Origin of the sequence: Vibrio sp. S/42/10 (assembly GCF_029890535.1) — a bacterium.
Taxonomy (GTDB): domain Bacteria; phylum Pseudomonadota; class Gammaproteobacteria; order Enterobacterales; family Vibrionaceae; genus Vibrio; species Vibrio cyclitrophicus.
This window is the reverse complement of sequence record NZ_JAKMZC010000012.1, coordinates 78,572-96,376: the sequence shown is the minus strand read 5'-3', so window position 1 is coordinate 96,376 and position 17,805 is coordinate 78,572. Positions and strand designations below refer to the sequence as shown.

Here is a 17,805-nt window from a genome sequence, read left to right as displayed (position 1 = left end):
ATGAGCTGCTCTTTATGTAATGCCGATTGGTCATAACCTACTATGAAAGGCAACCAACTGATATCAAATCGAGTTACTTTTTCCAGTATACCGCGTTATGACGGATCATAGCTTGTAAATCAGTCACATAGTCTGAACCTCGCTCAGAATATTTTAACAAGCCATTGGTGAGCTCTGTCGCTGTCTCGGTTGTTAAAATATCATCACCTTGCGCAGCAAGTTTTGCACGAATCGCTCTTAGAGCTGCGTAAGCACGATTGCGATTAAGGTTCATGAAGTAACGGTGCACGGATTCTTGGCTTGAAGAGAATGTGGCGACTTCATGCGAGCTACCTTCGTTACGTTGTAGCGGAACAAGGCCACAACCCTTGGTATAACACCAGTGTCCGAAATAGTTGTTTGCTTTGGTGGCAAAACGCGATGTTCCCCAAGCCGATTCATTAGCAGCCTGTGTGAGCACAAGCGCTTCTGGCAGTACGTTTACGCGGTTCAGCATTTCAGTTAGCCAAGATTGATCTAAACCTGAAGGTGGCACTGGTAAACTGTACAATTTCCCTAGCCTTTTTGCATACGACGTACCTTCAGCGTCAATATTGCTCAAACCTGACTCTGAAATCTTGGTCAAAAATACACGCTCTTTCGTAATACGTTTATTTTCAATATTGATGCTTGGACGTAAGAACGAAAAGAAAGTGTCTTTTTTCTCGTTTACATCTTCGATAGCAGCAAAATCAGGTGCGCTTGAAGAAACCGACAAGTCACCAAATTGATTGATTGAATTAGAACTTTGCTCTGTTGTGCGTCGACGCTCTTCTTCTTGGTAAATGTATGGGCCAACTAATGAGATAGAACCAACGATCGCCAGTGCGGTTACTTTCAACGCCAGAGATTTTCCAACGCCTGCTTGAGCATTATTACGCATCGAACACCTGTGGATTTTTGTTGTTATCGTCGCTGTTACTGTTGTTGCCATCATTGTTACTGTCGTCATCGTTACTTGGACGATCTGACGCAATAAGCTTCAACTTGATGCCAAACATTTCACGATAAAGAATACCTTTCACGTGGAAAAAGAATGGAAGTACGAAGATCAAACCAATGCCGTACATCATCGCTGCAACAATAAACATCAACATCACCATTAAATAAATAGACGCAACGGTGAAGATTTTCTTATTTACTGCTCGTAGAGAAAGCAATAAAGATTGCATAGGAGGCACTTTCTTATCACAAATCAACAGAATTGAATGGCTGAAAGCTAATGAGAAGTAGATAGAAAGAAACGGTAATAGCATACCTGCGATACCTTGCAACATTAGACTGAACAAGGTCACTAAGATGACAGGCACAGTAAATTGCAAACCTTTACCAATATGACGCGTTTTGGTTCGCAAGCCTGCCGCATGGCTCATTGCCATTAGGCTGATGCCTGCGTAAATAGGTGCACTCACTACTTCATAGCTAAAGTTAGCAATGAAAATAGATTCAACAATCTGTGGTGTAAACGCTTCTGGGTCGATAACGGCATCTAGGATGATGGCAGGATCACCCAGTTGTAATTTCAATGCTATATAGAAAATAGCCAGTTGCACGAACATAAGAGCAACAATCGCAGGAGAAAACGAAAGAAAGTGACTAACGGTATGCTTCCAAGCTTCTTGGAATACAGCTGTTGCTTTAAGCTCATAATCCCCTGAAAGAGCACGGTTGATATTACCGCCTAAATTAAAATCTTTTTCGATGTCGTTGTTCATAATGATACCTAGGTGTGCTTACTTTATCGAAGCTACCTAACTTATTGATAAAAAATTGGCTTCATTATACTCATATGTCGAATACAAACTAAAATATGAATCTGTAACAAGCCTTGCTTTTATGCCTTAATGGTTAATAATTAGACACTTATTGGGATGTAAACCTTGTAAATTACAGTATGGTAAAGGATGTTTACTTTTACCTGCGAAATTTTTTGTCTTCTAATAACAAAAAAGGCTTTGAATTCACGTTTTTGGTGATTATGATGCGCGCCTTAAAAGTGTATAGCAACAGGTCTCAAAAAGAACCAAGGTGGAGAAAAACAGACGTTGAACGCTAAAAAATCAGTAGGAAAGCCAGTCGTACAGCTTACTGGCATTAGTAAAAGTTTCGATGGCAAAGAAGTCATCGGCAATCTTGATCTAAATGTAAATCATGGTGAGTTTCTCACGATCTTAGGCCCATCAGGTTGTGGTAAAACAACCGTACTAAGAATGATTGCGGGTTTTGAAACGGCAGATAGTGGTCAAATACTATTAGCTGATCAGAATGTAACACAAGTTCCTGCTGAACAAAGGCATGTTAACACTGTATTCCAAAGCTATGCCCTATTCCCACATATGACCGTTTTCGACAATGTGGCGTTTGGCTTACGCATGCAGAAAGTTCCAAGTACCGAGATTGAACCTCGCGTAATGGACGCTTTGAAAATGGTGCGCTTAGAACAAATGGCACAACGAAAGCCACACCAGTTATCTGGTGGTCAACAGCAACGTATCGCAATCGCTCGTGCTGTCGTTAATAAGCCTAAAGTTCTTTTACTGGACGAATCTCTTTCTGCTCTTGATTACAAACTTCGTAAACAAATGCAGATCGAACTTAAGCAACTGCAACGCCAACTTGGTATCACGTTTATTTTTGTAACACATGACCAAGAAGAAGCGTTGTCCATGTCAGACCGTATTATAGTTATGCGTGATGGTGTGATTGAACAAGATGGAACACCAAGAGAAATTTACGAAGAGCCTAAGAACTTATTTGTTGCTCGTTTCATTGGTGAAATTAACGTATTCGAAGCGACAGCGAAATCTCGTCAAGATGAAAAACGCATTGTTGCGACAATCGAAGGTGAAGAATCAATTATCTATCACGATAAAGACGTAACACCGGGCCAAAAACTGCAAGTATTGCTTCGCCCTGAAGATCTTCGTATCGAAGAAATCAAAGAGTCGGAGCAACGCGGTATTGTTGGCCACATTGTCGAGCGAACCTATAAAGGAATGACACTAGATTCAGTGGTAGAACTTGAATCTGGTATGCGTGTCATGGTTAGCGAATTCTTCAACGAAGATGACCCTGATGTTGATCACTCACTGGGCCAAAAAGTTGCAGTAACTTGGGTTGAGAGCTGGGAAGTGGTACTAGAAGATGAGCAAGAAGTTTAATTTACAAAGCGCGATTGTTGCTTTAATTACAGGGTGGCTGGTTTTGTTCGTGATGATTCCAAACATCATGATCATCGGGACGAGCTTTTTAACTCGTGATGAAGCAAACTTGATCGAGATGACTTTCACTCTCGATAACTACTTGCGTTTGGCTGACCCGCTGTATTTTAAAGTGTTAATGCACTCTTTCTATATGGCAATTGTCGCAACCCTACTTTGTTTAATTGTTGGTTACCCGTTCGCTTACATCGTGGCAAAAATGCCTGTGAAGTGGCGTCCGATCATGTTGTTCCTAGTGATAGTGCCATTCTGGACTAACTCTTTGATTCGTACATACGGATTGAAGATTGTACTGGGTACGCAAGGTGTCTTAAACAAAGGCTTGTTAGCGTTAGACATTATCGATAAGCCGCTACGTATCATGTACTCAGAAACAGCAGTAATGATCGGTTTGGTGTATATCCTACTTCCGTTTATGATTCTGCCGTTGTATTCAGCGATTGAAAAACTGGATGATACGTATTTAGAAGCCGCGAAAGATTTAGGCGCGAACAAACTGCAAACGCTATTGAAAGTGGTACTTCCTTTGACAATGCCAGGCATCATCGGTGGTTGTTTATTAGTACTTCTTCCTGCGTTAGGCATGTTCTACATCTCTGACCTATTAGGCGGAGCTAAAAACCTATTGATTGGTAATGTGATTAAGAGCCAGGTGCTCAACGCTCGAGACTGGCCGTTTGGCGCAGCGACGAGTATCGCACTGACCATGGCAATGGCTGTGATGCTGTATGCCTACTACCGAGCAGGTAAGCTATTGAACAAGAAAGTGGAGCTAGACTAATGGGTCGCACAGTTAAGTTCAGCTTTATGGCGCTGGTATACGCCTTTCTATACCTACCTATTGTCGTATTGATTGCTAACTCGTTTAATGCCAATAAGTTTGGTATGAAATGGGGTGGTTTCACGACTAAATGGTATGACGCGCTTATTAACAACGACAGCCTAATGCAGGCAGCATGGCACTCGATCAACGTAGCGGTATTCTCAGCAACAGCTGCCACAATTGTAGGGAGCCTAACTGCGGTTGCCCTATTCCGTTACCAGTTTAAAGGTAAAGGCATCGTCAATGGCATGTTGTTCATCGTGATGATGTCACCAGATATCGTAATGGCGATTTCGCTTCTTGCGCTATTCTTGGTAATGGGTGTACAACTTGGGTTCTTTACCCTACTTGCAGCGCACATTACTTTCTGTTTACCGTTCGTTGTGGTAACGGTCTACAGTCGCTTGAATGGCTTTGATGTGAAGATGCTAGAAGCCGCAAAAGACTTAGGGGCAAGCGAGTGGACGATTCTAAAACAGATCATCCTTCCACTTGCTAAGCCAGCGGTTGCTGCGGGTTGGTTATTGAGCTTCACTCTGTCTTTGGACGATGTGATCATAAGCTCTTTCGTAACTGGCCCAACCTATGAAATATTACCACTGAAGATTTACTCAATGGTTAAAGTGGGTATCTCTCCTGAGGTCAACGCCCTAGCAACAGTGATGTTAGTGGTGTCGTTAGTACTGGTGATTATTTCCCAGTTGTTAGCAAGAGAGAAAATCAAGTAAGTCTCCTACTCTATACAAAGGCTGACTTGATAAGAAGTTAAGATACTTGAAGTTTAACAAAAGTGTTATTAATAAACAGAATGGTAAATTGCCATTCTGTTTTTCTATCTACTGCCTTCGGGCAACGTTTAGTTTGGAGCTAACGTCAATGAAAAAATGGGCTACTCTATTAGCTGGTAGTGCATGTGCGCTTTCAATGTTATCTGCACCATCGTTTGCAAAAGATAACAAAGAGTTGGTATTCATGAACTGGGGACCTTACATCAACAGTGAGATCTTAGAACAGTTCACTGATGAAACTGGCATCAAAGTGATTTACTCGACTTACGAATCGAATGAAACTTTGTACGCAAAATTGAAAACGCACAATAAAGGTTACGACCTTGTGGTTCCTTCAACTTACTTCGTGTCTAAAATGCGCGACGAAGGCATGCTTCAAAAGATCGACAAAACCAAGCTAAACAATTTTGCGAACCTAGATACAAATTACTTAGATAAGCCATATGACCCGAACAACGACTACTCTATTCCACATGTTGTCGCTATTACGGGCCTAGCTGTTAACACTGATATGTACGATCCAGAAGATTTCCAAAGCTGGGCTGATTTATGGAAGCCTGAGCTTGAAGGTCAACTGATGATGATGGACGACACTCGTGAAGTGTTCCACATTGCGCTACGTAAGTTAGGTTACTCTGGTAACACAACAAACGAGAAAGAGATCGACGAAGCCTACGCTGAGCTAAAAAAGCTAATGCCAAACGTTCTAGTATTTAACTCAGACAACCCAGGCTCGCCTTACATGTCTGGTGAAGTGGGTCTTGGTATGCTGTGGAACGGTTCTGCTGCTGCTGCGCAAAACGAAGGTCTACCAATTCAATTGGTTTTCCCTAAAGAAGGTGGCATCGGTTGGGTTGATAACTTTGCCATCAGTTCTGGCGCGGTAAACGTAGAAGCAGCTCATAAGATGATCGACTTCCTACTTCGCCCTGAAATTGCTGAGCAAATCTCTCGTGATACAGGCTACCTAACAGCCGTTAAAGCGTCTAATGAGAAGTTCAAAGACAGCCCGGCTCTGTTCCCATCGCAAGAAGACCTTGACCGCGTTGAATGGCAAGCTGCGGTTGGCGACAAGACTGTGAAGTACGAAGATTACTTCATGAAGCTTAAAGCCGGTCAGTAAATTAACTCGTTTGGCCGTTATCCAATTGGTTGTAAGCCACTGGTTTACATAACAACCCAACCTAGATAATCAATAAGTTAAAAAGAAGAATAACAATGAACAGGCAGCTTAGGCTGCCTATTTTGTTATATCACTGCTATAATATAGCGCGATTTTTAGAAATCCTTTTACTTTGGGTTCACTACCCAGCTCCAAATCAAACAAATGAACGGAACAGTAATGAAAAAAACACTGTATACCGGCGCATTGTGTGCTGCTACTTTACTTTCTACACCCTCTTTCGCAGCTGACCAAGAACTGTATTTTTACAACTGGTCTGAATATATTCCAAATGAAGTTTTAGAAGACTTCACAGAAGAGACTGGCATCAAAGTCTATTACTCAACTTATGAGTCTAACGAAAGCATGTACGCTAAGTTAAAAACTCAAGGTACGGGTTACGACTTAGTGGTTCCTTCTACTTACTTCGTTTCTAAGATGCGTAAAGAAGGCATGCTTCAAGAGCTTGATAAAACTAAGCTAAGCCACTTTGCTGATTTGGATCCAAATTACTTAGATAAGCCATTTGACCCAAACAACAACTACTCGATCCCATACATCTGGGGCGCAACGGGTATTGGTATCAACTCAGATATGCTAGACAAGTCTTCAGTTAAAAACTGGGGCGATCTGTGGGATACGCAGTGGGAAGGTCAATTGATGATGATGGATGACTCTCGTGAGGTTTTCCATATCGCTCTATCTAAACTGGGCTACTCTCCAAACACGACTAACCCTGAAGAAATCAAAGAAGCCTACGAAGAACTTCGTAAGCTAATGCCAAACGTATTGGTATTTAACTCAGATTTCCCAGCGAACCCTTACCTAGCTGGTGAAGTGTCTCTTGGTATGCTTTGGAATGGCTCTGCTTACATGGCACGCCAAGAAGGCGCAACGATTGACATTATCTGGCCAGAAAAAGGCGCTATCTTCTGGATGGACAGCCTAGCAATTCCAGCAGGTGCTAAGAACACTGAAGCGGCTCATAAGATGATCGACTTCCTTCTTCGCCCAGAGAACGCTGCGAAAATTGCTCTAGAGATCGGTTACCCAACGCCAGTTAAAACAGCTTACCCTCTTCTTCCGAAAGAATTTTCTGAAGATAAGAACGTTTTTCCACCACAGTCAGTAATGGATAACGGTGTATGGCAAGATGAAGTTGGTGAAGCGAGCGTTATCTACGACGAGTATTTCCAAAAACTTAAAGTAAATAACTAAGTTTTTGTTAGGTAATCAGTTAAGTAAATAAAGCGGCGTAAGCCGCTTTATTTTTTCAGATTAAGAAACTGATGTGCTTTATTAAAGACAAGGCCTAGGCCGTTAAAGAACCCTTCTCTGTACATAATAACTCACCCACCAGTTTAGGCACTTCAATGCTTGCCTTACCGTAACGCTTCTCTTCAAACTCACTCTCTACTGCACTTGGTTCAAGGTTGATTTCTATTGTATGTGCACCATGCATTTTCGCATCATGTACAAATCCTGCCGCTGGGTAGACGACGCCAGATGTACCAATCGAGATAAAAAGGTCTGCTTCTTCTAATGCCGAGTAGATATCCCCCATTCTTAATGGCATTTCACCAAACCAAACAATATGTGGACGCATCTGTGCGGGAATCTGACAGCAGTGACAAAGCTCGCCTGTCTCGATGTTGTCTTTATGGTCGATAACCTGATTCGACTCACTGCAGCGCGCTTTAAGCAGTTCACCGTGCATGTGAATAATGTTGTTGCTACCGCCTCTCTCGTGCAGATTGTCGATATTCTGTGTGATGATTGTTACTTTTCCATCAAGTTTGTCTTCAAGCTCGCCTAGCGCCTTATGGGCCGAATTTGGTTGGATGTTTTCGCTTTGCAGGCCGTGACGACGCTTGTTATAGAACGCTTGTACCAAATCCGGATCTTTCTCGAACCCTTCAGGTGTCGCAACGTCTTCGATTTTATGGTTTTCCCATAATCCGTCTTGTGCTCGGAATGTTTGTATTCCTGATTCCGCAGAGATGCCGGCGCCAGTAAGAATTACGATATTTCGATATGGGAAATGCATATAACGTCCTTTTCAATATGTCACTTTGTAACAGCTTAGCACTGTTCAAATTCCAACAATAGTTTTAGGGATTAGACCATAGTCTTAGCCAACTGAATTCATTAGTTATTTGTGACAGAACTCGCTTGTCTATCATTTGGCTCTGTTATTAAAACTCTTAGTTGTTTTCACCAGACACAAAAAAAGCGACCGAAGCCGCTTAGTTTTTTCACTGATATTGATTCGAAGAGTCTATGAATCTTCGAAGTGACCAACGTTAGTCTTCGTTGATCGATGAGATCTTATGAATTGAAAGGTCAGCACCGTTGAATTCATCTTCTTCACTCAAGCGTAGACCTGTCACTTTGCTAAGTACGCCATAAACAATCAAAGCGCCAATCAGAGCAACAGCGATACCCGCTAATGTACCAACAACCTGAGACGCGAAACTCACCCCCCCTAGCCCCCAGAATGCTTGCTGACCGAAGATACCTGCCGCAATGCCACCCCAAGCGCCACATACGCCGTGTAGAGGCCAAACACCCAGTACATCATCAATCTGAGTTTTGTTTTGCATGTAAGTAAATAAGTAAACAAACAGCGCGCCTGCCACGCCGCCAGTCACTAAAGCGCCAAGTGGGTGCATTAAGTCAGAACCGGCACAAATAGCGACTAAGCCAGCCAAAGGTCCATTATGGATGAAGCCTGGGTCATTTTTACCTGCGACTAGAGCCGCAAGAATACCGCCAACCATTGCCATTAATGAGTTCATCGCTACTAGGCCACTGATCCCATTAATAGCTTGAGCAGACATCACGTTAAAGCCAAACCAACCTACGCATAAAATCCAAGAACCTAACGCTAAGAATGGAATGTTCGATGGCGCGAAGTTGGTGTGCTTACCTGCACGGATTCGACCTCTGCGCATGCCAAGGAAGTAAACTGCGACCAATGCAATCCAACCGCCAACACCGTGAACCACAACAGAGCCTGCGAAGTCATGGAATCCATAACCAAACTGATTTTCTAGCCAAGTTTGGAAACCAAAATTGCCGTTCCAGATGATGCCTTCGAAGAATGGGTAAACGAAACCAACGGTAAACAAAGTTGCGATAAGGATTGGATAGAAACGAGCACGCTCTGCAATACCACCAGAAACAATGGCAGGAATGGCGGCTGCAAACGTCATTAAGAAAAAGAACTTAACCAACTCATACCCATTGCCTTGCGATAACGTCTCTGCGTCAGCAAAGAAATGCGCGCCGTAAGCGACCCAATAACCGATAAAGAAGTAAGCTATAGCAGAGACGCCAAAATCAGAGAGGATTTTAACTAATGCATTAACTTGGTTTTTCTTTCTTACTGTACCAACTTCCAAAAATGCAAAGCCTGCGTGCATTAAGAAGACCATGATCGCGCCTAATAATAGAAATAGAGTGTCTGAACTCTGCGTCAAGCTTTCTACTGCGCTATTAACTTGGGTAACCGTTTGACTCATTAAAGCTTTCTCCCTTAGCTTTTGTCTCAATTGCACTAGATTCGTGCGAATTGATGCTGCAATTAATTAAAGACTCAACAGTAAACGCAAGATGCGTTCCAACTTGGTTACGCAAAAAACGTGCAACAGAGTTTGATTTTAAGTTATTGATTTTTAGTGGTTAATTTCTAAAGTGCACTTTATTGGTTCTCAGAAAGAGAAAATATTTGATAACTGATTGCACCAATTGAGGGATTTGCACTATATTGATGCGGTCATTGTAGGGCATTAGATCAGTTACCTAGCGACCAAACGACAAAAAGCCCAGAGAAATGAATCACTGGGCTTTTAATGTCTTTCGCTGATTAGAGTTAACTCATCGACAAAGGAGTTATTATCGAGTTTGGTAACCCAAACGACTTACATATAAACGCTTAAAGGTTTGGACCTGTTGTCGGGTTTTGCGGTAGGTTTTGACTTAAACGCTGCATGCCTTGATACATACGAATAAACCAAACCACAATCGCCACACCACCAAATAACATGCCTACATATGGAATGTAGTAAGCGATGTCATCGATAATATGGTTTTGATACCAGTAATCGTTCACACCGATCAATACGCCGTTAGAGGTCGCTACCGTGACGATAAGCACAACAAAAAACGTCAGGTTCAAGAAGAACGAGCGAATCAAGCCGTAGTAATGGGTATCCACGACTTCGCCGTCTTCGCCTTTATCTAAACGATAGCCCGCGTAGATAATGGCAATCACACCAGAGAGAAGACAAGTAAATGGTGTAAAGCAGCTTAGGATGTAAGCAACCCAAATACCCTTATGAGGTTTGTTCATTCTTATTCACCCCTTCCGTTTTCTCTGTTGCTACGTTAGCGCTTTGTTCAACGCCGTTTTTCTCTTGTTCCATCACTTCTTTGTACCAAAGGTCATGGTGCTCTTTAGCCCAGGTTTCATCAACTTCGCCTGTTACCATACCTTCTAATGCGCCTTCCATACCGAACAAACCGATATAAATGTGGAACACAAAGCCACAAATAAGGATAAGAGCGGCGATCATATGAACAAGGTTTGAAAGTTCCATATGGCGGCGTGTTTGACCGAATATTGGGAAATCCAACACCAAACCACTGATTGCCGCCACACTGCCCATCACAATTAACAGCCAAAACAGCGCTTTTTCACCCGCGTTCGAGAATTCTGCCGATGGATGAGAACCTTTATGTTTCCCGACCATACCACCCAGTTTGATGAACCACTGGACATCCACCATTTTAAATATCGACTTGCGCCACCACTTGATAAGAACAGCCATCAACAGCACATAGAAAATCGGGCCGATGTAGTTGTGGTATTGCTTCGCCAATAGAACGATAAAGCCCCAAAGGTCAGTTGGAATGTAGGGTTTCAAAAAGTGCTTGCCGTAAACCAACATCAAACCACTGAACGCGAGAGTTAAGAAAGTAAACGCCATGCTCCAGTGCAACGCACGATCCAGTCGAGACCAACGTTTGATCTTACGACCCGTTCTTGGCGCACTTAGCATTAATGGGCCAATCACAACGTACATTAAAGTAACGAAAGCAATACTGCCAAAGATAGCAACAGCACCGGCTGGCGACATCCACTTCTCTTTCAATATGTACCACGTTTGACCTGGAGTACTGATCAACACACCGTGCTCAGCAGATTGAGAGGTGGTGTAACCTTCCTCACCGTTTCTTACTTGTCGCCAAAAATCAGCGCCAGCAAGTTGTGTGATTTCTCTTTCAGCAGAGCTCGATTGAGTTTGTGATGAGTTCGTCTCAGATGCATGACTCAAAGGAGACAGCATTGTTAGTGCTGCCAACATCGGCAGCACAACAAGGAAGAGACGCTTAAACATTGTAAGCATATGTCTCTCCTAACTAGCTCTTCATCGCATCGTAAGAAAGGTCGTTGCCGTCTGTCCAGCCAGCACCTTTCGCACCGCGTTCTACAACACGCTGACGGAAGATATCAGAGACTTGCTCAGCATCACCGGCAAGCAGCGCTTTTGTCGAACAAAGCGAAGCACACATTGGCAGTTTGCCTTCAGCAATACGGTTCGCACCGTACTTCTGACGCTCTTCCACAGAACCAGGCTCTGTTTCTGGGCCGCCAGCACAGAAGGTACATTTGTCCATCTTACCGCGCTCACCAAATGCTTCCTGTTTAGGGAATTGAGGTGCGCCAAACGGACAAGCAAACAAACAGTAACCACAACCGATACACAGATCTTTATTGTGAAGTACGATGCCGTCTTCTGTATGTTCAAAACAGTCTGCTGGGCACACAGCCATACAAGGTGCATCAGTACAGTGCATACATGCTACTGAGATAGAGTTTTCACCCGGTTCACCGTCGTTCAGTGTTACAACGCGGCGACGTTGAATACCCCATTCCAGAGCATCATCATTTTCATTCTTACATGCAGTGACACAACCGTTACATTCAATACAACGTTTGGTGTCACAAAGAAATTTCATTCTAGCCATTTTAAGACTCCTTACGCTTTACGAATATTACAAAGGGTTACTTTCGTTTCCTGCATCAACGTGACAGGGTCGTAACCATATGTGGTTGCGGTATTGGCTGATTCACCAATAACGTAAGGATCAGTGCCTTCAGGGTACTTAGAACGCAAATCTTCGCCTTCGAACTTACCACCGAAGTGGAACGGCAAGAACGCTAAACCCGGTTTAACACGACGAGTCACCATCGCTTTGACCTTGATACGGCCTTTCTCTGCACCTTCAACCCAAACATCATCGCCATCTTTGAAGCCAATGTCGTTTGCGTCTTTCGGGTTCACTTCAACAAACATCTCTTGTTGAAGTTCTGCTAGCCAAGGGTTAGAACGTGTTTCTTCACCACCACCTTCGTACTCAACCAGACGACCAGAAGTCAGAATGATTGGGTATTCACCAGACTTGTCTTGGTCTTGAATTGACTTGTAAAGCGTAGGTACACGGAAAATCGCTTCTTTGTCATCCCAAGTTGGGTAATCAGCAACAAGGTCACGACGTGGTGTGTAAAGTGGCTCACGGTGTAGAGGTACGCGATCTGGGAATGTCCAAACAATTGCACGTGCTTTCGCATTACCAAACGGGATACAACCATGCTTGATAGCCACACGTTGGATGCCACCAGAAACGTCAGTCTTCCAGTTCTTACCTTCCGCTGAAGCTTTCTCTTCTGCGGTTAGATCGTCCCACCAACCCAGTTGCTTCAGAAGTTTGTCACTGAATTCTGGGTAACCGTCTTTGATTTCGCTGCCTTTCGAGTAGCTGTCTTCCGCCAAGATACTTTGACCTTCGAACTCCACACCGAAACGAGTACGGAAGTTACCGCCGCCCTCTGCTACCGGTTTAGACGTATCGTAAAGGATGTGCGTACCTGGGTGTTTCATTTCTGGGTTGCCCCAACATGGCCACGGAAGACCGTAAGTCTCGCCATTTGCTGGGCCGCCTTCTGCTGCAAGCGTGGTTTTGTGGAACGTGTGCCAGTTTTGTTGGTGCTCTTTCAAACGTTCTGGGCTTTGACCTGTGTAGCCGATTGTCCACATACCCTTGTTGAATTCACGAGTGATGTCTTCAATCAGTGGTTGGTTGTTCTCAACACGGATGTTTTTGAACAACTGATCAGAGAAACCAAGCTTCTTAGAAAGAAGGTACATAATTTCGTGGTCAGGTTTAGATTCGAACAGAGGATCAACAACCTTGTCACGCCACTGTAGAGAACGGTTTGACGCCGTTACACTGCCGTAGGTTTCAAATTGAGTGGTTGCTGGAAGCAAGTAAACGCCGTCGGAGCGATCGTTCATTACTGCCGCGACTGTTGGGTATGGGTCAACAATAACCATCATATCCAGCTTCTGCATCGCCTTCTTCATCTCTGGACCACGAGTCTGAGAGTTCACCGCGTGACCCCAGTAGAACATGGCGCGGATGTTTTCGCGTTGGCGAATCTTGTCTTTGTCTTCAAGCACACCATCAACCCAACGAGATACAGGAATACCTGCACTGTTCATTGGTTTTTGACCGCCGTATGCGTTGTCGTCAAAGCGTCCTTTGATCCAGTCAAAGTCAACTTCCCAGACTTTAGACCAGTGACGCCAAGAACCTTCAGACAAGCCGTAGTAGCCTGGAAGTGTGTCAGACAGTACGCCAAGGTCAGTTGCGCCTTGTACGTTATCGTGTCCACGGAAAATGTTTGCACCGCCGCCTGATTTACCGATGTTACCTAGCGCAAGCTCAAGGACACAGTAAGCACGTGTGTTGTTGTTACCAGTAGTATGTTGAGTACCACCCATACACCAAACAATACACCCCGGGCGGTTTTCAGAAAGTAGTTTCGCAGTTTGGTAAACGTCTTCTTCGCTTACGCCTGTCACACGTTCAACTTCTGCTGGGTTCCATTTCGCCACTTCTTCACGGATTTCTTCCATACCGAATACACGTTGGCGAATAAACTCTTTGTCTTCCCATTGGTTTCCAAATACATGCCATAAGATGCCCCAAATGAAGGCAACATCTGAACCCGGGCGAAGAGAAACATAGTGATCAGATTTCGCAGCAGTACGCGTACGACGAGGATCCGCAACTACGATTTTACAGTTGTTCTTCTCTTTCGCGATCAGGATGTGTTGCATCGCAACCGGGTGAGCTTCTGCAGGGTTCGAGCCAATGAATAGCATTGATTTACAGTTGTGCATGTCATTGAACGAGTTTGTCATCGCACCGTAACCCCAAGTGTTCGCAACACCGGCTACTGTGGTTGAGTGACAAATACGAGCTTGGTGGTCAACGTTGTTTGTTCCCCACAAAGACGCCATCTTACGGAATGCGTAAGCTTGCTCGTTACTGTGTTTTGCACTGCCGAGGAAGTAAACCGAATCAGGGCCAGATTCCTTACGCAGTTCTAGCGCCTTGTTGCCGATTTCTTCAATCGCTTGTTCCCAGGAAAGCTTCTTCCACTTACCGCCTTCCAATTTCATTGGGTACTTAAGACGACGTTCACCGTGGCCGTGCTCACGTAGTGCTGCACCTTTCGCACAGTGTCCACCAGCGTTAAATGGGTGATCGAAAGCAGGCTCTTGACCCGTCCATACACCATTTTGAACTTCAGCGTAGATACCACAACCTACGGAGCAGTGAGAACAGATAGTACGTTTTACTTCTGTTTTCGCTTCTGGATCGACTGATTTAGCCTGTGCTTTCTTCATCATGCCCGGTGCGAATAGACTTGCGCCTACAACCGCGCCACCAGCAGCAAGTGAAGTGTTTTTCATGAAGGCGCGACGAGACACACCTAGCTGATTCGTTTCTTTGCTCACACTATCGGAGCGTTTGACAAATTTCATCCGTTATCTCCTAAAGTGTGTCGTAGTAATCGCGAATATGTTGCGTTTCACGATAGCCCGTCTTCTTCACGTCTTTTTCAGGTATTTCAACCGTTTCTGAAGCGGTTGCCACTTTGGTTGTACCAGCGACAACGGCACCAGCAACGGCTGCAGTCGTTAAACCTTTGAGTAAGTCTCTACGGCTTGTATCTATTTCTTTATTATCTTTCATCATTGCTTCCTTACCTTGCGGTAGATCTTTTTGGAGGCTTCATGCCCCTCTATCGATATAATCGCGTACTGCTCGATTACTCGTAATCAGTGACGTTTTTCACATCAATCTTTAATTTGTGTTTACTACTTTTTGTATTCACGCTGAAACGAACCTGCTCCAACGTTAAGAATGCTTCACATAGCTGAGCTGCAGATTTGTAGAAGTTGGCACTCTCTGCTGCTTCAAGCTGACGTGTAAATGAGTTAAACCAAGGACCGATATGTTTATTGAAAACGGCTTGTTGTAACGCGTCTTCTTCATCGGTTAGCATCGCCATTACTTCACAAAGAGCCGCGATATGATCTTCAGGCTCTTTAACCTGCTCATCACGCTCAATGCCAAGCAATTCAAGATCGTGACGGATCTCAGCTAATGGTTTCTCCATCATCGATCCTGTTCTATGCCAAGACCCAAATGGAACAATCTCCCCACGACCAATGCCAATGAACAAGTCTTGATATTCGTCTTCTAATGCTTCGCGGTTTGATTCGGTTGCTGCTTGTTGAATCGCAATCCAAGCCTTCTGCATCGCGCTTTCTGATGCTTCAATGTCTAGCGTCTTGAGAAAGTCGATCACCTCTTCAGAAGGTGCGCTACGAAACAATGCAGAAAGAACCAGATAGATTTCAGTTCTTAGTGTCTGTTCTTGATCTAAATGAGTATCCAAGGCGAACTCCTAGTATTTCAATTGTTTCAATGGGTCTTGAGCCATTGAATCGAACATGTCTACCACACGGCAGTCTTCACACATCGCAATACGATTAATTGCTGTCTCATCCGAGAAATGAGAGTGACCGCGTAACTTGTTCTGTAGCATGTCAATCATAGACTGTGGTGCGAATGGCTTATGACAACGTAAACATTCCGCTGCTTTCTCTTCATGAATTACAACCGCCTTCTGACGTTCTTCTTTCACCCAATTCATACGAGGAGTCAGAGTAAGTACGTTCTCAGGACATGCCTTTTCACACAGACCACATTGAATACAGTCTTGTTCTACAAACTTAAGCGATGGAGACGCACCGTCGGTATGCAGAGCACGTGTTGGACACACCGCCACACAACTCATACACAAAGTACAATCTTTGCTTTCACATGAAACCGTGCCGTATGGTGCATTCGAAGGAAGCTCAACAATGTTCTCAACTGGAATACGAGATGAAGACATCGCATCAAGTGCTGTGAACAAACGTTGACGCTTATTGCCTTGAAGATCGCCAAGTGCAAGGTCAAACGAATCCACACACAATGTCGGAGGACCTTCGCGAAGCGATTCTAGATAAAGGATATCAATGGTTTCTTTTGGAATACCGATTTGGTCAAGAAGCTCTTGAGCGATCCCGACTTCGTTATTCAGAACACGAATGATGGTTTCTGGCATAAAGCGAGAAGCCGCAAACAGAACCTGAGTCGCGCCATTAACCAAAGCTGCAAACCACGTATCGACACCAATAGAAGGCAGTTCTTCGACGACAACCGGAATCACGTTATCCGGCAGAGCTTTAAGCGCCATTACATTGTAGGTTTCATGACGTGAGCTACAGATAAGCACGATAGGATCCAGACCGCCCGCTTGCTCATAGTTAGCTAGCGTACGTTCAATGAACTTTTGAGTATCGTCAGGATTTGGAAGCGCATAGGTAATCGCTTCTGTAGGACAGCTTGTTGCACAAGTCCCAACGCCTTGACATAGATAGGGGTTAATCTCGATCTTGTGACCTGTTTTATCTGAACCTTCACTCGACAGTGCGCCAGCAGGACAAGCGTCAACACAACGCTCACAGCCTTTAACGCCACGTGAACTGTGTGCGCAAAGATCTGTGTCTAAACGGAAGAATTTAGGCTTATCAAACGTGCCCATTAACGTTGGAATCTCTTCTAACGCTTCAGCCAGCTTTGGATAGCCGCGGCCTACTGGGTAATAACCCGGTACAGGGACTTCTTCTGTCATGCAGCTATTCAGACATAAGTCCAGAACAACATCGAAACAATCGTGATTAATCGCGACTTTCGCCAGATTGCTTGATGTGCCTTTACTTTCGATCACGATTTCAAACGTACCAAGGAAACCGGATACTTGAACCGAATTCGCGAAGTACAGTTCCGGGTTTGTGCCCTTCTCGCCGTCTGTTGACAATAAGGTTAGGCTCGTCAATTGAGGTAATTGAGCTGCAGCACTTTCAATGATCGCAGTTGGACCAATAATAAGAGTGTTACCGCCGCTTTCGTAGCTAACAGTAGGTGGAATCAGATTTGTTAACTCAACTGTATTTTCAAAGGCATACAGTCTTGCTTTAGCGTTATTTGAAGTTGCTTGTTCTAATAATTGTTTAAGCATTGCTCAGTTCCATCTTTGGACATGGATAATCTGTTCAACCTTCATTGTAGTTAGCGTTCGAGAACTTGCTGAGTAATCGCTTAACCGTTTGAGATTGCTCAACAAGTCAATCTTACTCAGGCTATCTACAAAAAAGTTGATAATAAACGTTATTTAGCAAATGCCATGCCAATTTAATATCCATTTCATTTCAATAGGTTAGAGTGAATTCTTGCGTAATTATCATTTGAATTAAGAATAAAAAAAACGCTTGGGACATTTTGTCGCAAGCGGTTCATTGA

At 44.0% G+C, this 17,805-nt stretch carries 16 protein-coding genes; 5 read left to right on the top strand and 11 right to left on the bottom strand.

Translation table 11 applies throughout. The annotated features are described in order from the left end of the window. Positions 1-73: 73 nt before the first annotated feature. Entirely contained in the window at positions 74-922 is an 849-nt protein-coding gene (locus tag L8S15_RS14250) for a glucosaminidase domain-containing protein (protein ID WP_010440832.1), read from the bottom strand. Further along, entirely contained in the window at positions 915-1,754 is an 840-nt protein-coding gene (locus tag L8S15_RS14245) for a hypothetical protein (RefSeq protein WP_010440834.1), read from the bottom strand. The genes L8S15_RS14250 and L8S15_RS14245 overlap by 8 nt, the downstream gene beginning before the upstream one ends. A gap of 330 nt (positions 1,755-2,084) precedes the next feature. On the opposite strand from L8S15_RS14245, the gene potA reads away from it, so the two are divergent. The 5 genes from potA to L8S15_RS14220 all read left to right on the top strand — a co-directional run bounded on the left by potA (position 2,085) and on the right by L8S15_RS14220 (position 7,251). Continuing rightward, positions 2,085-3,200 (top strand): spermidine/putrescine ABC transporter ATP-binding protein PotA, encoded by a 1,116-nt coding sequence (gene potA, locus L8S15_RS14240; RefSeq protein ID WP_010440836.1) that lies wholly within the window; start codon positions 2,085-2,087, stop codon positions 3,198-3,200. Then, positions 3,184-4,041, top strand: a complete 858-nt coding sequence (potB, locus tag L8S15_RS14235) for a spermidine/putrescine ABC transporter permease PotB (RefSeq protein WP_016767210.1) — start codon at positions 3,184-3,186, stop codon at positions 4,039-4,041. Before potA ends, potB begins: the two co-directional genes overlap by 17 nt. Next, entirely contained in the window at positions 4,041-4,811 is a 771-nt protein-coding gene (gene potC / locus L8S15_RS14230; RefSeq protein WP_010440840.1) for a spermidine/putrescine ABC transporter permease PotC, read from the top strand. Before potB ends, potC begins: the two co-directional genes overlap by 1 nt. Positions 4,812-4,959: 148 nt before the next feature. Then, positions 4,960-5,994 carry an extracellular solute-binding protein gene (locus tag L8S15_RS14225; RefSeq protein ID WP_010440842.1) on the top strand — a complete coding sequence of 345 codons (1,035 nt, stop codon included), beginning with the start codon at positions 4,960-4,962 and terminating at the stop codon, positions 5,992-5,994. A 219-nt stretch (positions 5,995-6,213) separates the two neighbouring features. Beyond that, complete coding sequence (locus L8S15_RS14220; RefSeq protein ID WP_016767212.1) at positions 6,214-7,251, top strand: extracellular solute-binding protein; 1,038 nt, start codon at positions 6,214-6,216, stop codon at positions 7,249-7,251. Between the two features lie 94 nt (positions 7,252-7,345). Here L8S15_RS14220 and cobB read toward each other — a convergent pair whose 3' ends face one another. The 9 genes from cobB to L8S15_RS14175 all read right to left on the bottom strand — a co-directional run bounded on the left by cobB (position 7,346) and on the right by L8S15_RS14175 (position 17,524). Beyond that, positions 7,346-8,080, bottom strand: a complete 735-nt coding sequence (cobB, locus tag L8S15_RS14215; RefSeq protein WP_010440846.1) for a Sir2 family NAD+-dependent deacetylase — start codon at positions 8,078-8,080, stop codon at positions 7,346-7,348. 256 nt (positions 8,081-8,336) lie between these two features. Next, positions 8,337-9,557: an ammonium transporter gene (locus L8S15_RS14210; protein ID WP_193846651.1), complete on the bottom strand. Its 1,221-nt coding sequence runs from the start codon at positions 9,555-9,557 to the stop codon at positions 8,337-8,339. Positions 9,558-9,970: 413 nt separating this feature from the next. Further along, positions 9,971-10,387, bottom strand: coding sequence for a hypothetical protein (locus tag L8S15_RS14205; protein ID WP_010440849.1), 417 nt, complete (start codon positions 10,385-10,387; stop codon positions 9,971-9,973). After that, positions 10,371-11,444 carry a formate dehydrogenase subunit gamma gene (locus L8S15_RS14200; RefSeq protein ID WP_016768065.1) on the bottom strand — a complete coding sequence of 358 codons (1,074 nt, stop codon included), beginning with the start codon at positions 11,442-11,444 and terminating at the stop codon, positions 10,371-10,373. The genes L8S15_RS14205 and L8S15_RS14200 overlap by 17 nt, the downstream gene beginning before the upstream one ends. A 13-nt stretch (positions 11,445-11,457) precedes the next feature. Then, a complete protein-coding gene (fdh3B, locus tag L8S15_RS14195) occupies positions 11,458-12,066 on the bottom strand; it encodes a formate dehydrogenase FDH3 subunit beta (protein ID WP_010440854.1) in 609 nt (202 codons plus the stop codon). 11 nt (positions 12,067-12,077) lie between these two features. Beyond that, positions 12,078-14,933, bottom strand: a complete 2,856-nt coding sequence (locus tag L8S15_RS14190) for a formate dehydrogenase subunit alpha (protein ID WP_016792532.1) — start codon at positions 14,931-14,933, stop codon at positions 12,078-12,080. A 10-nt stretch (positions 14,934-14,943) separates the two neighbouring features. Beyond that, entirely contained in the window at positions 14,944-15,144 is a 201-nt protein-coding gene (locus L8S15_RS14185; protein WP_016768068.1) for a twin-arginine translocation signal domain-containing protein, read from the bottom strand. Positions 15,145-15,220: 76 nt separating this feature from the next. Beyond that, complete coding sequence (locus L8S15_RS14180; protein WP_010440860.1) at positions 15,221-15,853, bottom strand: molecular chaperone TorD family protein; 633 nt, start codon at positions 15,851-15,853, stop codon at positions 15,221-15,223. Positions 15,854-15,862: 9 nt separating this feature from the next. After that, a complete protein-coding gene (locus tag L8S15_RS14175) occupies positions 15,863-17,524 on the bottom strand; it encodes a 4Fe-4S dicluster domain-containing protein (protein WP_016797694.1) in 1,662 nt (553 codons plus the stop codon). Positions 17,525-17,805 lie beyond the last annotated feature (281 nt).